The 15486-nt window shown below is 69.1% G+C and carries 13 protein-coding genes; 5 read left to right on the forward strand and 8 right to left on the reverse strand.

Translation table 11 applies throughout. From position 1 onward, the window contains the following. The 7 genes from CHC08_RS24865 to CHC08_RS24895 all read right to left on the reverse strand — a co-directional run. The coding region (locus CHC08_RS24865; RefSeq protein ID WP_245878549.1) for a PfkB family carbohydrate kinase at window positions 1-462 on the reverse strand (462 nt) is incomplete at its 3' end. Window positions 463-682: 220 nt separating this feature from the next. Next, window positions 683-1564 carry a glycosyltransferase family 2 protein gene (locus CHC08_RS24870; RefSeq protein ID WP_089209867.1) on the reverse strand — a complete coding sequence of 294 codons (882 nt, stop codon included), beginning with the start codon at window positions 1562-1564 and terminating at the stop codon, window positions 683-685. 196 nt (window positions 1565-1760) lie between these two features. Continuing rightward, window positions 1761-2528, reverse strand: coding sequence for a CDP-alcohol phosphatidyltransferase family protein (locus tag CHC08_RS24875; RefSeq protein WP_089209786.1), 768 nt, complete (start codon window positions 2526-2528; stop codon window positions 1761-1763). After that, on the reverse strand, window positions 2506-3546 hold the full coding sequence (locus tag CHC08_RS24880; RefSeq protein ID WP_089209787.1) for an iron-containing alcohol dehydrogenase family protein: 1041 nt from the start codon (window positions 3544-3546) through the stop codon (window positions 2506-2508). The genes CHC08_RS24875 and CHC08_RS24880 overlap by 23 nt, the downstream gene beginning before the upstream one ends. A gap of 5 nt (window positions 3547-3551) precedes the next feature. Continuing rightward, entirely contained in the window at window positions 3552-4286 is a 735-nt protein-coding gene (locus CHC08_RS24885) for a phosphocholine cytidylyltransferase family protein (RefSeq protein WP_089209788.1), read from the reverse strand. Between the two features lie 102 nt (window positions 4287-4388). Beyond that, complete coding sequence (locus CHC08_RS24890) at window positions 4389-5012, reverse strand: DUF5941 domain-containing protein (RefSeq protein ID WP_089209789.1); 624 nt, start codon at window positions 5010-5012, stop codon at window positions 4389-4391. 136 nt (window positions 5013-5148) lie between these two features. Continuing rightward, complete coding sequence (locus CHC08_RS24895; RefSeq protein ID WP_089209790.1) at window positions 5149-6771, reverse strand: CDP-alcohol phosphatidyltransferase family protein; 1623 nt, start codon at window positions 6769-6771, stop codon at window positions 5149-5151. A 155-nt stretch (window positions 6772-6926) separates the two neighbouring features. Here CHC08_RS24895 and CHC08_RS24900 point away from each other — a divergent pair, with 155 nt between their 5' ends. Both CHC08_RS24900 and CHC08_RS24905 read left to right on the forward strand, forming a co-directional pair. Next, window positions 6927-8339 (forward strand): bifunctional cytidylyltransferase/SDR family oxidoreductase, encoded by a 1413-nt coding sequence (locus CHC08_RS24900; RefSeq protein WP_089209791.1) that lies wholly within the window; start codon window positions 6927-6929, stop codon window positions 8337-8339. Window positions 8340-8635: 296 nt separating this feature from the next. After that, window positions 8636-10486, forward strand: a complete 1851-nt coding sequence (locus CHC08_RS24905; protein WP_089209792.1) for a hypothetical protein — start codon at window positions 8636-8638, stop codon at window positions 10484-10486. A 143-nt stretch (window positions 10487-10629) separates the two neighbouring features. Here CHC08_RS24905 and CHC08_RS24910 read toward each other — a convergent pair whose 3' ends face one another. Next, a complete protein-coding gene (locus tag CHC08_RS24910; protein WP_275937206.1) occupies window positions 10630-11673 on the reverse strand; it encodes a glycosyltransferase family 2 protein in 1044 nt (347 codons plus the stop codon). 64 nt (window positions 11674-11737) lie between these two features. Between CHC08_RS24910 and CHC08_RS24915 the strand changes: the two genes are divergently transcribed. From CHC08_RS24915 to CHC08_RS24925, 3 genes are all read left to right on the forward strand, one after another. After that, a complete protein-coding gene (locus CHC08_RS24915) occupies window positions 11738-13234 on the forward strand; it encodes an LCP family protein (protein WP_089209793.1) in 1497 nt (498 codons plus the stop codon). A 342-nt stretch (window positions 13235-13576) separates the two neighbouring features. Then, window positions 13577-14404 (forward strand): hypothetical protein, encoded by an 828-nt coding sequence (locus CHC08_RS24920; RefSeq protein ID WP_143653337.1) that lies wholly within the window; start codon window positions 13577-13579, stop codon window positions 14402-14404. A gap of 245 nt (window positions 14405-14649) precedes the next feature. Then, the gene (locus CHC08_RS24925) at window positions 14650-15000 is read left to right on the forward strand and encodes an STAS domain-containing protein (protein WP_089209869.1); all 351 of its coding nucleotides are present in this window, start codon (window positions 14650-14652) and stop codon (window positions 14998-15000) included. The last annotated feature ends 486 nt before the right edge of the window (window positions 15001-15486 follow it).

Genomic DNA, 15486 nt, shown 5'->3' on the forward strand with positions numbered 1-15486 from the left:
CACCGAGACGAGGACCCTGGCGGTCCGCGCGGCCCGGACCGCGGCGTGCATGGCGTCGCGCGCGTTCAGAGCGGCGGTGATCCCGCTGACGTGCAGGATGCGGGAGGCCGCGATCCGGTCCACGGGAACGTTCCCCTGCGCGAGCCGGGCCCCGGTGCGGTAGTAGGTGACCCTGGCCGTCTGGCCCAGCCTCGACTCCTTCAGGAGAATTCCGGTGGGCGACCCCTCGTCCACCCGCGCGTCCGAGATGTCCACGCCCTCGCCGCGTAGCACCGTGAGGATCCGCGCGCCGAGGTCGTCACCGCCGACCTTGCCCAGCCAGCCCACCTCGTGCCCCAGCCGGGCCAGCCCGACCGCGACGGTGAACTCGGCCCCGGCCACGTCCAGCCTGGCCTCGTGCTCGTGACGGACCCGGCCGCTGGTGACGACGCCGAAAGCCTCGCCGAGGGTGTAGACGTCCACGTCGGAACCTTTCGGGGCGCCGGGCGACGCCGATGAACAGCCGTTCGGACTCCGGCCCCGGGTGCCATCGCTCCCAAAGGGCCAGAAAACCGAACTCTAGCGACAACTCCGAGGCAGAAACCAACCGGCCACTCGGGTTCCCGTCCCCCGCCCGGCGGGACCGTTTCCGGACCGGTCGGACCGTACAGAATCGCTTCCGGACCGTACGGTCCGTATGGGATCAGACGATCGGCGGGCGGCCGAGGCGGAGCATGCGCCAGGCGGTGTTCCAGCCCATCGGACGACGCTCTCCCGCGGGCTCGCGCAGGCCTTCGGTGAAACCCTTGAACCAGGCGCGCAGGGCGGGACCCGAGCGCTCGCGGAGCAGGGTGAGGGCGACCCAGTTGAGGAGGTAGAGCCCGGCCAGGGACCAGGGGAGGTTGCGGCGGGCCAGCCAGACGCGGTTACGCGCGTTGAGGCGGTAGAAGTCGGTGTGGCGGGTCGGGGGAACCTGCGGGTGGTACATGACCGTCTGGGCGTCGTATTCGATGCGGTAACCCTCGCCGAGCAGCCTCCAGGCCAGGTCGGTCTCCTCGTGGGCGTAGAAGAAACGCTCGGGGAGCCCGCCGACCTGGAGGAAGGCCGAACGGCGGATGGCGCAGGCACCGCCCAGGAAGGTGGTGACCGGGGAGGACCGCTCGGGGTCGCCCGCGCGCAGGCGAGGGACGTGACGGCGCTGGCCGATGCCGCCGTCGGGGTCCCTCACCCGGAACGAGACGACCGCGAGATCGTGCTCGGTGGAGAAGCGCTCACGCAGGTGGGAGACCAGGTTCGTCTCGCCGTACCAACCGTCGTCGTCGAGGAAGAGCACCACGTCGCCCGAGCACTCCTCGACGCCGCGGTTACGGCCCGCGGGGATGCCCGCGTTGTGGTCCAGCCGCACGGTCTTGATCGAGGCCGACGAGCCCGAGGGCACGCTGACCGACAGCTCCGGGACGTCCGCGCCGTTGCCGACGATGACCACCTCGACGTCGCCGTCGACCTGGTTCAGCGCGGATTCGACGGCCCGATCCAGCTCGGGGACCCGGTTGCCCATGGTGAGGATGACGCACGAGATCTTCAACGGGTCATCGCCCTGACGCGTCGAGAGCACGTGCGGAGCATACTTTCATGATCACCGAGTCTGCTGGGGCGGCCGGCTCTGTTCGAGCTAGCAGTTACTGATTTACCGGAGGACAAGCGTATCGGAATCGCCAACAAACACCCACCAAACAGCAAGGTGTTAGCACCTACGACGTTCCGGCACACGATCCGGTTCCTCATGAAAGCCGCCTGGACATCAGGATGCTGATCAGGTGCAGGATCATCTGCAGCACGGCGATCACCAAACAGGCCACCACGAGCACCCGCGTCGCGGCCACGCCCCCGTTGAAGGCGTCCCAGAGCGCGGCGATCACCACGATGACGGACAGCTCCACCGCCTGGATGACCCGGTGGAACTTCAGGGCCGCGGCGGCCTTGCGGGCCAGGCCCAGGCCGCGCGACTGGAAGTGCTCGGCCGAGGCCTCGGTGGCGGCGACCAGCCCCGACCGGGCGCGGGCGACGTCGACCAGGTCGGTCTCCGCCTTGATCAGGATGGCGCCGAGCGCGGCGGCGAGGCCGATCACGGTGTACCAGTCGGGCAGGATCTCCGACGCCCGGAAGCCCAGCCCGATGAGCAGGGCGGCCTCGGCGAAGTAGTGGCCGACCCGGTCGAGGTAGATGCCCGTGATGGAGGTCCGACCGGTCCAGCGCGCCAGCTCGCCGTCGGAGCAGTCGAGCAGCAGGTAGATCTGGATCAGCACCGCCGCGCCGACCGCGGCCCAGAGACCGGGTAGCGCGAGGACCACGCCGGCCAGCAGCCCGCACAGGATCATCAGCCAGGTGGTCTGGTTGGGCGTGATCGGCGTCTTGGCGAGAAACCAGGTGACGTAGATCGACAACTTACGCATGTAGAGCGCGCCGGCCCAGTGCTCGCCGCTGTTGCGATCCATGGTGGAGTGCGGCTGGGCCACCGCACGGAGCTCAGCGACCGATGGCCCGGACATAATCCCCTACCCGATCGCGAATCTCCGGCTCAGACAGGCGCAGGTGCTCAAGGATGGTGTACCTGCCGGGACGGGTGGAGGGCGCGAGCATAACCGCCTCGGTGAACTGGTCAGTGGTCAGCCCCACGTCATGGGGGGTGACCGGTAGCTCGTGCCCGCGTAAGCAGTCAACGACCTGGGCGAGCCTCCGCGAGTCCTCGCGGAGGAAAAAACAGAAGGCCGCTCCGATCCCGGCGAGCTCGCCGTGATTGGAGGTGCCGGGAAAAAGCTGATCCACGGCATGCAGGATCTCATGGTCTCCGCCACTCGAAGGACGGGAAGACCCGGCGACCACCATCGACATCCCCGAAAGGATGAGCGCCTCGGCCAGTACGGTCAGAAACGAGTCGGCCTCGATCGAGTCGACTCTGCCGATCACCGCCTCCGCCGCGGTGCGGGCCATCGCGCAGGCCAGGCCGTCGATCGGCTCTCCGCGCTCGGTGTTGCCGAGCTGCCAGTCCTCGATCGCCGACAGGTTGCTCACCACGTCGCCGACCCCGGAACGGACCAGGGACGCGGGCGCGTCGTGGACGAAATCAAGATCCACCACGATGGCCAGCGGCATGGGAACGCCGAAGGAACCCTTGCCCCCCTCGTGCGTCAGCGACGCCACCGGCGAGCAGATCCCGTCGTGCGACAGGTTGGTGGCCACCGCCACCATCGGGATCCCGGCGAGCGACGCGGCGTATTTGGTCGCGTCGATGGTCTTGCCGCCGCCGATGCCGACGACCGCCTCGTAGGCGCCCTTACGCAGGTCGGCACCGAGCGAGACCGCCGCGTCCACCGAACCGTCGGGCACCCGGAAGACCTTGGCCTCGCCGAGCGAGGGAGCGATCACCGAGGCGATCCGGTCTCCCTGGCCCGCGCCCACGGCCACCGCCACGCGCCCGGAGGTCGCCACCCGGCTGTCGGCGAGCAGTGATCCGAGCTGGGCGATCGCGCCCCGCCGCACCTCCATCGTCAGGGGGGCGGGCAGCATCCTGGCTAGTATCGGCACGCGATCTCCCGCGCCTTCGCGAGGTCGTCGTGGTTGTCGACCTCGACCCACGGGACATCGCCGATCGGGGCAACGGCGATCTTCTCGCCGCGGGCGACCAGCTCCTGGTAGCCGTCCTCGTAGTAGAGCTGCGGGTCGCGCTCGAAAGTGGCCTGGAGGGCGTCGGCGAGGCGCTCGCCGATACCGGAGCGGATCAGCGTGGCGCCGATGTACTCGCCGGCCGCGTCGGCCGGGTCCATCAGCTTGGTGATCAGCTTGAGGTGGCGATCCTCGTCGAGGGTTACCTTCATCTCCTCGTCGGCGAGCTTCTTGACGTCGTCCACCGCGAGCAGGATGTCGCTCGTCACCGGGGCGGAGAGCAGCGTCTCCTCCACCGAGACGGGGTGCACGGTGTCGCCGTTGACCAGGAGCACGCCCTGGTCGAAGTAGTCACGCGCGCACCAGAGGGAGTAGGCGTTGTTCCACTCCTCGGCCTTGTCGTTGTGCACAAGGGTGAGCTTCACACCGTGTCGCCGTTCCAACTCGGCCTTACGCTCGTGTACGGCCTGCGCCTGGTAGCCGACGATGACCACGACGTCGCGAAGATCTGCCGCTGCGAGGTTCCGCAGCGAGATGTCCATGATCGTGGTGTCGCCGTCGACCGGCACGAGTGCCTTGGGCAGCGTGTCGGTGTACGGCCGCAGGCGTCGTCCGGCCCCGGCGGCCAGCACCATTCCCAGCAACGTGCACTCCTCATCCAAGTGAGCCCCCAACGGGCACTCCTGGCCCCAAAGGTTAGTTGCCTTTAGGCCCTGATCGTGTAATCGAGGGTTTGCCGGATGTTCTCAATCGTGTGCTCCCAGATCCGCCGCGTCCACCCCGAAGCGCGGAGCGGCCAGCCAGCAGGTGACGCTCTCCCAGGCGAAGAGGCACCACAGATAGAGCGAGAGCAGGGCGAACATCAATGTGACCTGCCCGACGAGGCCTCCCAGCGCGACCAGCAGCATCCGGCCGTCCCAGCCGAAACCGAATGTGGACAGCCAGGGCGGCGGGTAAACGCGCTGCCTCACCCGGTAGACGATGTCGTAGTGGTGGAAGGCCATCGCGCCGAGTAACAGAAAGATCAATCCCGGCGGCACGTCGTGCGCGAAGCCCACCGAGGCCACAAAACCGTACTCGGTGAGGCGCAGGATCGGCGGGACCAGCCAGTCGAGCCGGCCGTCGTGCGGGTGGGAGCTGCCGGGACCGGCGAGCAGCAGCGCCACGGCGGGGGCGAACACCGCCAGGCCGTCTGTGCCGGCCACACCGACCAGCAGCAGCACCCCGGTCACGAAGATCCCGACGAGCGCGGGCGGCAGCGGCGCGAGCTGCCCCGCCACCAGCGTGCCCATCGCCCGGGACAGCACCCCGTCGTCCCGGTAGGCAACCACGGTGCCGCGCGGCACCGGCGTCATATGCACGGAAGTCATGATCGCATGTGTCTCCTCGCTCGCTTCGCGAAACGCTCACCGTGCTCCGCCTTCCACCCCGCTCGCCACGGAGCCCGCCGTCTCCGATCACCGCGGAACCCGCCGGTCCGCGGACTGTGGGACCCACCGTTTCCGATCATTCGCTGAGCGACCTGCCCACCCTGCCGGCGAGTGTGTAGAGTGCGGCGACCCCGCCCCAGCTCAGCAGCGCGATGAAGGTCACTCGCGCGTTGAAGAACGCGGCGGTCACCGCGATCAGGGCCATCCGCTCCCCGATGGGCAGCACGATGATCTTCTTGAGCCAGCGGGTGAAGGAGATCTGCTCCAGCCATCGCGAGAGCCCCACGACCATGCCGCCCACGCTCAGCCCGGCCTTGCGCATCCCGGTCGTTTTTCCGACGTATCCGGCGTCCGCGGGCCGCCGCCCCGGCGACGGTTGCATCGGCAGCAGCCGCCTGGCCGTGTCCGCCGCGGCGGACAGCGAGCTGGAGGTCCTGGCCCAGGCGGCCCCCACCCGGTTCGCGTCGGCGCGGGCCCCCGCGTAGGAGAAGTCGATCATGTGGCGGAGCGCCTGCAGGATCATCGCGGACACCGCCAGCATCCAGATGCCGTCCGGGCCGCCGGCGCCGTAGCCGTCCAGCCCCGCCGCGTAGCCGAGGGCGAGGCCCACGTAGGCGGCGTACTCCTTGACCCGGTCGAAGGTGGCGTCGAGCCACGCGCCGAGTGGGGAGAACGCGCGGGTGTAGCGGGCGAGCTGCCCGTCCACGCAGTCGAGCACGAACGACAGGTAGAGCAGGATCGCCCCGGCGACCTGGGTCGGGCGCGTGCCCGCCGAGAACCAGACCGCGGCGAGCACGGCCAGGCCCACGGAGATCCCGGTGACGGCGTTGGGCGTCAGCCGCCACTGGGCGGCCAGCCTGACCAGGTGTTTGGACCAGGAGCTCACGAAGTATGTGGTGAAGAAGCCGTCGTTGCCCTTGACCGCGGCGTCCAGCCGGGCGGCGATCTCGTCCACCTCGCCCAGCCGCCGCACGGCCGAGTCGGCGCCCGCCTGCTCGGCCATCCGCTCGCAGTGCAGCCGCCCGAGCCCGGCCGCGCGCACGGGGACTCCCGAGCGGACCAGCCCGACCAGGAGCAGGTCGCCGACCTCGGTGTCGCCCATCGAGCCGAACGTGCCGGCCTCGGCCAGGTCGGCCAGCATCACCGCGGTCTCGGCGAGATGCCCGAGATCGGCCACGCCGACATGGAGCGCGCCCCTGAAGGTGCCGTTGGGCTCCTCGACGTCATGGAAGGAGGTGCTCGCGGCCACCACCCGGCCGCCCTCGATCCTGACCGGCGGGCACAGCGACCCGGCGCCCTCGCCGTCGGCGGTCACCAGCGCGCCGGTGTCACGCGCGGGATGTTCCAGGAGCGTGGCCAGCGCCTCGGTGTGGGCCACCAGGTCGCCCGCGATCAGGGCCACGGGGCCGGTGGACGCGGTGGCCACCTTGGCGATCCTGCGCAGGTCGTCGGCGAGTCCCCGTGACCCCTCAGCCGGCCCCTCAGCCCCGATCATGTGGGTGCCGCCGGGCACGTGGGTGACGTCGCCGGACCGGGTGATCACGTGCACGTCCTGGACGGGGAGTGTGGCGAGCTGGTCCGTCAGCCTGTCGAGCAGTGTGCCGTCGGCGCAGCGCAGACCGGCCGCCCCGGTGGTGGCGAACACGACGGCCGTCGTTTGGGAGGTCTCGGACGACGGGAGGACGTGGGAATCGTGCAAACTGGGCTCCTTCGTATCCGACGGGATCACCGTACGAATCGGGGAGTGCGCACTCAGCGTAGCGAGATCTTGACTGGATAGCACGGGAGCGCGCCCGGCGATCGGGTACCCAACCATTACGCTCGCCGTACCCAGACCTTCAAAGGAAGCTGACATTGGCCGCTCTTGAACCACGTCGTCGGACCGTCGCTGTCGTCCTGGCCGGCGGCGTCGGCCAGCGTGTCGGCCTGAACACCCCCAAACAGCTCATCAAGATCGCCGGGAAGGCGATCATCGAGCACACGCTCGCCCTGTTCAACGGCGCCCCGGAGATCGACGAGATCATCGTGCTGATGACGCCCGGCTTCACCGAGGAGGTGGAGCGGATCGTCGCCCGCAACGGCTTCGGGAAGGTCAGCAAGATCCTGGAAGGCGGGGCGAGCCGCCCCGACACCACCTGGCGGGCGCTGAGGGCGCTGGGCGCGCAGGAGTGCGACGTGCTTCTGCACGACGCCGTACGCCCGCTGCTGGAGCCCCGGATCATCACCGAGTGCGTGGAGGCCCTGAAGGTCTACTCGGCCGTCGACGTGGCGATCCCGAGCTCCGACACGGTCGTGGTGGCCGCCCCCGGACCGCGCGGGGAGATCGTCAGGGACATCCCCGAACGGTCCAGGCTGCGCCGGGGCCAGACCCCGCAGTGCTTCCGGCTCTCGGTGATCCGTGAAGCCTACGAGCGGGCCTTCGCCGACCCCGACTTCGACAAGCGGCCTCCCACCGACGACTGCGGCGTGGTGCTGCGCTACCTGCCCGATGTGCCGATCTACATCGTGCCGGGCAGCGAGCACAACATGAAGGTCACCCACCCGGTGGACGTGTTCATCGCCGACAAGCTCTTCCAGCTCGCCGCGGGCAGCGCCCCCGCGCACTCCCCCCTCGCCCTCCGCCGGGCCATGGAGGGCAGGACCATGGTGGTCTTCGGCGGCAGCTACGGCATCGGCGCCGACGTGGTGGACCTGGCCAAGCGCCACGGCGCCCAGGTGTTCTCCTTCTCCCGGTCGCTGAACGGGGTGCGCGTCGAGGACGCCCATGCGGTGAAGGACGCGCTCGACGGCACGGCCAAGGAGACCGGGCGGATCGACTACGTGGTCAACACCGCGGGCGTGCTGCACATGGGCAAGCTCGGCAAGGTCGACGACGTCACGATCGCCGAGACCGTGGGCGTGAACTACCTCGGCCCCGTCAACATCGCCAGGGCCGCCATCCCCCACCTCCGCGAGACGCGGGGCCACCTGCTGCTCTACACCTCCTCCTCCTACACGCGGGGCCGGGCCGACTACAGCCTCTACTCCTCGACGAAGGCCGCCGTGGTCAACCTGACCCAGGCCCTCGCCGACGAGTGGGCCGAGTACGGCGTGCGGGTCAACTGCGTCAATCCGGAACGGACCAGCACCCCGATGCGATCCCGCGCCTTCGGGGAAGAACCGGCGCACACCCTTCTCTCACCGCGCGCCGTCGCCCAGACCTCACTGGACGTGCTCATCTCCGACCTGACCGGACAGGTGATCGACGTTCGCCTCGACGCGACCTGACATCCCGGCCGCTCGACATTCACCCTGGCCTGACACCCCGACCGGTCAACGCCCGCCCCGACCCGGCACCTCGACCGGTCGACGCTCAACGCGACCCGGCACCTCGACCGGTCAACGCTCGCCGCGACCCGGCACGTCGATTCGCCGACGGCCATCCGACGTATCCCGACACTTCAGCCGATCCAACGTCCACCCCGACGTAACCCAACACTTCAACTGATCAACATCTACCTCGGTTCAACCCGACACAGCGCGCCTACCAGGGCAAACACCGGCACACGGGATACCGTCGGAAGATGACGCGTGACCTTCGCACCCGGTTGGTCGGCGCCGCCGTGCTCGGCTCCTACCCGCTGCTCGTCGCTGCCGCCCTGTGGCCCCAGCCCTGGCTGTTCCTGGTGTTCTGCGTGATGTCCTACGCGGCGGAGATCGCCGCCAGGCGCGGAGCCCGGCAACTCGTCGACCTGCTGAGCCAGGCGCACCTGGGCGTCACGCTGCGGTTCGTGATCCGCGAGATGACCGCGATCCTCCTCGTCGCCCGGACGGAGGGCACCGACTCACCCTGGTTCATGGCCCTGACCGTCGGGCTGTTCCTCATGCACGGCGTGCGGGCCGTGCAGACCTGGCTGGCGATCTCCTACAACCGCACCCTCAGCCGGCTGCCGGCGCTGACCCGCAACATCGACGCGGTGAAGATACCGGCTCCGCCCAGGGACATCCTCGTCAACTACCAGGGTCTGCGGTTCCTCTACCTCGACGTGCTGCCGGTCGGCGGGGCCGCCCTGGGCGCGACGCTCGGCACCGGCTACCAGGGCGCGGCCGGAGCGGCGATCGCGCTGAGCCTGGAGCTCATGGGCGCTCTCGCCCTCCTGCCCCACCTGCGCAGGGTCCGGCCGCTCAGGGACACGCCCGGCGTGCTGCGGGCGGTCGACGAACACCTCTCGAAATACCGGCCCGAGGTGGTCCTCTACTTCTCCGGACCGAACGACTCGGCCTACCAGGCCACCATGTGGCTGCGCCCGCTGGAGAGGATCGACCGGCGGGCACTGGTGGTGCTGCGGGAGCGGGACATGCTCCGGATGCTGGGGGACACCTCGCTGCCGGTGGTCTGCATCCCGTCCGCGGCCGATCTGATGGGCTTCTCGGCGCTCGACACCGCGCGGCTGTGCCTGTATCCGGCGAATGTCGGCAAGAACATCCACATGCTTCGCATCCGGGGATTGCACGGCGTCTTCGTCGGTCACGGCGACAGCGACAAGGAGGCGTCGTTCAACCCGTTCACCAAGGTCTACGACGAGGTCTGGGTGGCGGGGCAGGCGGGCCGGGACCGATACATCCGCGCCCAGGTGGGTGTGCGCGACGAGAACGTGTACGAGGTGGGACGGCCGCAGCTCAGCGGCGTCAGCGCCCACGGACCCGACCTGCCCTACCGCACCGTCCTCTACGCGCCCACCTGGGAGGGATGGACCGACGACCTGTTCCACACCTCGATCATCACCATGGGGCCGGGGATCGTCCGCATGCTGCTCGCCCACTCCCCCGAACTCCGGGTGATCTACAAGCCGCACCCACTGACCGGCTATCGCAACCTGGCCGCGCGCCGCGCACACCAGAAGATCCACGCGCTGCTGGAGAAACGGGAGCTGTCCCGGTCGATGGCCCGGCACCCCGCGGGCACCGCCCTGGCGATGGCCAGGAACTCCGCCGGGACGGCGCGGTCCATGTCCGGGCACTCCGCCGGCGCCGCCTGGTCGCAGCCGATCAGGCACCAGGTCGTCACCGGGCAGGAGCCGCCCCTTTACGACTGCTTCAACCAGGCCGATCTGATGATCACCGACATCTCCAGCGTGGTGGCGGACTTCATCGCCAGCGGCAAGCCGTACATGGTGACCAACGTGTCGGGAATGCCGGAACGGCTCTTCCGCGAGCGGTATCCGAGCTCGGAGGCCGGTTACCTTCTGGGCGAGGACCTGGCCGAGCTGTCCGCCGTACTTCAGGCTCTGGAACACGGAGCCGAGGACGTCCTGGCGAGCACCCGGCGCAAGCTGAAGACCTACTTACTCGGCCCGGACCACCCGGACGCCATGGCCCGCTTCAACAACGCCGTGAACGACGCCTACAACCGCGCTTCGGCCCGGGGTCGCTGAATCCGGTGAACCGGCCTCCACCGCGATCAGGCGGCCGCCTCCGCCTCTGCGGCTCGAACCCGCACACCGGCTCCTGACCGCGGGTCAGCCGTCCGCTTCCCCGTCCACGGCTCGAACCCGGCACGCCGGCTCCTGAGCGCGGGTCAGCCGGCCGCCTTGGCGGGCTTGCCGAGCTTCTTCGGGCTCGTCAGGAAGCCCCAGCCCCACGACATGTGCATGGTGACGTACACCAGCGGCAGCCGCAGGAGCGCGGCGGTGGGCAGGCCGCTGCCGGTCACCGCGGAGCCGGCCAGGATCGCCGCCACATAGCCGCCGGGGATCAGCAGGCCGGGCCAGAAGAACGGGGAGACGAGCAGACCGGCGAGTATGGCCAGCACCGCCGCGGGGGGCGCGAGATAGCGCAGGTTGATCGTGCCCTCGTGGGTGCGGGCGACGACCCTCCGCCAGCGGCCGTAGTGGAAATACTGCTTGGCGAGGGCCTTGACGCTGGGTCTCGGCCGGTAGGAGACGCGCATCCGGGGCTGGAACCAGACCAGGCCTCCCGTCTCGCGGATGCGGTGGTTCATCTCCCAGTCCTGGGCCCGCTGGAAGTGCTCGTCGTAGCCACCGACCCGCTCCAGCGCCTCGCGGCGGAACACGCCGAGATAGACCGTGTCCGCCGGACCCGCGGTGCCCCCGGTGTGGAACCGGGCGCCGCCGACACCGATCTTGGAGGTCATGGCGCGGGCCACGGCCTGCTCGAACGGCGTGACGCCTTCGGCGGCCATGACACCGCCGACGTTGTCGGCGCCGGTCTCCGCGAGGGTCTCCACCGCGATCTGGAGATAGTCCTCGGGAAGCATGGCGTGGCCGTCCACCCTGGCGATGATCCCGTTGCGGGACGCACCGATGGCGGCGTTGAGGGCATTGGGAGTGCGTCCGGTCGGGTTGGGGACCACGACCACGCGGGGATCCTCGGCGGCGATCGCGTCGGCGACCTCCTGGGTGCGATCCCGGGAGGGTCCGATCGCGAGCACGACCTCGATCGGGCCTGAGTATCGCTGCGACAGGACCTGTCGCACCGCCTCCCGTAGATGGCGCTCCTCGTTCAGCACCGGGATGACGATGGAAATGGGGGGCCAGACACGTGCCTCGGGAGATGTCTCGGGAGACGACGCCGGCGCGGGCGAGTCGGGGAACTGCTTCATGGCGTCGCTCACGCTACTGTACGAACGGGTACCTCATCGACCGCTGGAGCCTAGGGGGCCACGCATGCGCGACCCGGAAGAGGAGGACTCGGGTGTGCAGGTGGGCGGCGACGCCTACGGTACCGTCCGGGTGAGCCCGAGGCGTGAGCGCAGATCCGTCAGGGGAGCGCGTTCCCGGCGACGCGGACTGTTCCTCGCCGGTGCGCTCTCGTGCGCGGTTCTGGGCGGTTCCGGAGTGTCATGGGCACTGACCAACTACGTGACGACCACGATCAAGTCGGTCGACGCGGGCGTGGCGGGATCGCAGTCCACCGGTGCCATGAACATCCTGGTCGTCGGTGTGGACAAGCGTGACGACCTCACCCGCCGCCAGCAGAACGAGCTCAAGCTGGGCCGCGAGGTCGGCCAGCGGACCGACACCATGATGGTGCTCCACCTGTCGGAGGACCACACCAAGGTCACCGTGGTCAGCCTCCCCCGCGACACCTGGACGACGATTCCCGGCCAGGGCCTGCACAAGCTCAACGCCGCCTACCAGTTCGGCGGCCCGAAGCTCACCGTGCAGGCCGTGCAGGACGCCACCGGGCTGACCCTCCACCACTACGTCGAGGTCAACGTGCTCGGCTTCATCGGCGTGGTCGACTCGCTCGGCGGCGTCTCGGTCTGCACTCCGGTAGCGATCAACGACCCCAAGACCGCGCTCATGCTCCAGCCCGGCACCTACTCCCTCAACGGCGTCAGGGCCCTCGCCTACGCCCGCACCCGGGCCACCGCGCGCTCCGACCTGGACCGCATCGATCGCCAGCAACAGGTCATCTCAGCCCTGCTGAACCAGGCTCTGAGCGGCGGCACACTGGCCAACCCGGTCAAGCTCGCCTCCTTCGTCAACACCACCCTCGGCACGCTCCAGGTGGACGACATGCTCCGCAAGGACCTGCTCGGCCTCGCCGACCAGCTCAAGAACGTCTCCACCGACGACGTGGCCTTCGCCACCGTCCCGCTCGCCGACGTCGACTACAAGACGCCGACCGGCGAGTCCGCCGTGCTCTGGGACAAGACGGGGGCCAAGGAGTTGTTCCGCCGGATCGCCGCCGACGAGACGCTCACCAAACCCGCCGCGCCGACGCCCACCCCGACTCCGACTCCGGCGGCCTCCCCCTCGACCACCCCGCTGACCGTGCCGCCCGCGCGGATCGCCGTCAGGGTGCTCAACGGCACCACGATCACCGGCCTGGGCGCGCAGACGAGAGCCGACCTGCAGAGGGTCGGATTCCTCGTCCCCGAAACCCCCGGCAACACCCCGGTGAAGGATTTCAAGGAGACGGTCGTCCGGTACGGCCCCGGCCGCGAGGACTCGGCCCGGACCGTGGCCGCCGCACTTCCCGGGGCTGACCTGCGCCTGATGGAGACCCTCGGCGACCGGATCGAAGTGGTCGTCGGCCAGAAGCATCCGACGGCCAAGAAGGTCACCGTGAAAGAGACCGCCGTCCCCGCGCCGAGCGCCTCTCCCACGGCCTCCCCCACGGCCAAGACCGCCACCCAGAACATCTGCAAAAAATGATCGGACGGTCTCTCTGATCCGCGCGAACGACCCGGCTCACCTGTCGAGCCGGGTTTTTGTCATGTGTCATCGCCTCCCGGTGCGATGCGCCCTGGCTCTTTTGACGTGAGGCGATCGTGGAAGTGACGTCGTAACCGGGGCCTGTCGGTCAGCCACTCGATCGCACGATGGCCCCGCGCGAAAGGGAGCCCGTCAAGTCCTGCCGGAAGTCCTCCCCCGCCCCGTGGCCGTCCGTGACGGAACCGGCGTGTCCGCTCCGCAGGGCCGACGCGCTCTGAGACGCGTTTGTGATCAAGGTTCGGCAGGATTCCATTTCCCGTACCGGGCTGAGAGGAAGTCACCGTGAAGCGAGTGATCGCGGGCATCGCCGCGGCCATGGTCACCATGTCCGTGGCCGCCACACCTGTCCAGGCGGCCACCGCGGATCCGGTCAAGGCGTTGAAGAGCCGGTTCGGCGCGGGCAAGGGGGTGAAGTTCACCGACGTCGCCACCCTGGTCGAGTTCACCGGGAACACGTCCTTCCTCAAGCGCACCGGTTCCTTCCAGTTCGGCAGGAGCGGGATCGTCGCCTCCGATGTCAGTGCGAAGCTCACCACCAGCGAGATCTCCGCGATACCCAGCAGCCTCTCGTGGAGCCTGGACAGGCCGGAGCGGACGATCAGGATCGGCACCACCAGCTACTACTCCGGCGGCCCCTGGGCGCCGCCGAAGGGCAAGACCTGGATCAAGCACCCGCACGGCATGAACGCCGGCTTCAGCGGCTGGTACGGCCAGCTGGTGAACGTGGCCGAGCCGGCGACCCTGAAGACCCTGATCACGAAGGGGAAGCGAACGGGGCGCACCTACGCGGGCACGATCAGCTTCGGCGCGCTGGAGAAGATCTCCCCCTGGATGCGGAGCGCCAGCCTCGCCGGGGTGTCCAAGAACGACAGGACCGCGGTGCTGCGCTTCAGACTCACCCTGGGCTCCGATCAGCTCCCTCAGCGACTGGTCACCGTTTATTCGGGGGGGACCCACATCAGTGCGGCGGTAGCGGAGGACAGGCAGGTCAGCGTTGAGACCCGTTACACCGGGTGGGGAAGCCGGGTGACCGTCAAGGCGCCTCCGGCGAGCAAGGTGGAGAACATGGGAGAGCGCGAACCACTCGCCCGCGGCGGCGGCCGGGGCTAGTCAGCCGAGAGCTCGCGCCCAGAGCCCCGCGGTCTGCCGCGATCCATGCCGCGTCATGCTCGAAGGCGTCTGATCGTGCCCTGACGGGCCGGCGGAGACCGCAGGTGACCTGGGCGCGCCCCGAAGAGATCGGCAGGAGCGCTCCGCCGAGATCGCGGCGTTCTCTGCCGCGCACCTGCAAAAAGTGAGCCGGGCGCATAACAGGCCTCCGTCAGGGCAGGTAAGCCCGCACGGAGGTGGTGATCGTGATCTCAACATTCGATGTTCAGACGTGGCGTGATGGTCCCAGCACCGTCGTGCAGGCGACGGGTGAGCTGGACATGTCGGTCGCTCCACGGCTCCGTGCGGGAATCGACCGCGCCCTCGAAGATTCCGGCCACCCGTCCCTGGTGGTGGATCTGACCGGGGTGCCGTTCTGCGACTCGGTGGGCCTGGGCATTCTGGTGGGCACGCTCACCCGGGTCAGGGAGGCGGGCGGGCATCTCATCCTGGTGGTGAGCCCCGGCATGATCACCCATCTGCTGACGATCACCAATCTCGACCGGCACTTCGAGACGTGCGGCAGCCTGAGCGAGGCTCTCGACGCCGTCGCCTGAGCTGCCCCCGCCTTTCCGGCCACCCTTCCCCACTCCCACGGACCCGGCCGTCTTCGCGGGCTCTCATAGGACTACAAGCGGCCCCGGCCGCCTTCGCGGGCTCAAGCGGGCCTCAGGGGTCGGCGAGCCGACCTCCACGGGAGCCGTGACCGCTTCACGGCCGTCAATGCGGCTTCATTTCCGCAGGTCACGAGCATTTCCTCCACGCTTCTTCACCGCTCCGGGGCAGCCGGGTAAGGAGACATCGAATCCGGTGTCAGCCGCATTTCCACGAATGACTAGCAGATATCCGGCTTGGCACTTACACTTCGCTTCGAAGTCACAGCATTACGGAAAGCGACAAACTGCACCACCGGGAAGTAGCGCGAGCATCGCGACCTCAAGCCGTTCGGACCGCGCGGCGTCGATGCGATGTGGCAGGGAACGCCGCGAGCTGAAATCAGGCCTTCGAGCGCCCCAGCCGGGCACGGATCTCTGTGATGCCTG

This window comes from Streptosporangium subroseum (assembly GCF_900188345.1).
Classification (GTDB): domain Bacteria; phylum Actinomycetota; class Actinomycetes; order Streptosporangiales; family Streptosporangiaceae; genus Streptosporangium; species Streptosporangium subroseum.

Excerpts from the sequence above, each read along its gene's own strand:
- CHC08_RS24905 (WP_089209792.1), top strand. The coding sequence starts at position 8,636 with ATGACGCGTGACCTTCGCACCCGGTTGGTCGGCGCCGCCGTGCTCGGC.
- CHC08_RS24915 (WP_089209793.1), top strand. The coding sequence starts at position 11,738 with ATGCGCGACCCGGAAGAGGAGGACTCGGGTGTGCAGGTGGGCGGCGAC.
- CHC08_RS24880 (WP_089209787.1), bottom strand. The coding sequence starts at position 3,546 with ATGCTGCCCGCCCCCCTGACGATGGAGGTGCGGCGGGGCGCGATCGCC.
- CHC08_RS24910 (WP_275937206.1), bottom strand. The coding sequence starts at position 11,673 with ATGAAGCAGTTCCCCGACTCGCCCGCGCCGGCGTCGTCTCCCGAGACA.
- CHC08_RS24875 (WP_089209786.1), bottom strand. The coding sequence starts at position 2,528 with ATGTCCGGGCCATCGGTCGCTGAGCTCCGTGCGGTGGCCCAGCCGCAC.
- CHC08_RS24890 (WP_089209789.1), bottom strand. The coding sequence starts at position 5,012 with ATGACTTCCGTGCATATGACGCCGGTGCCGCGCGGCACCGTGGTTGCC.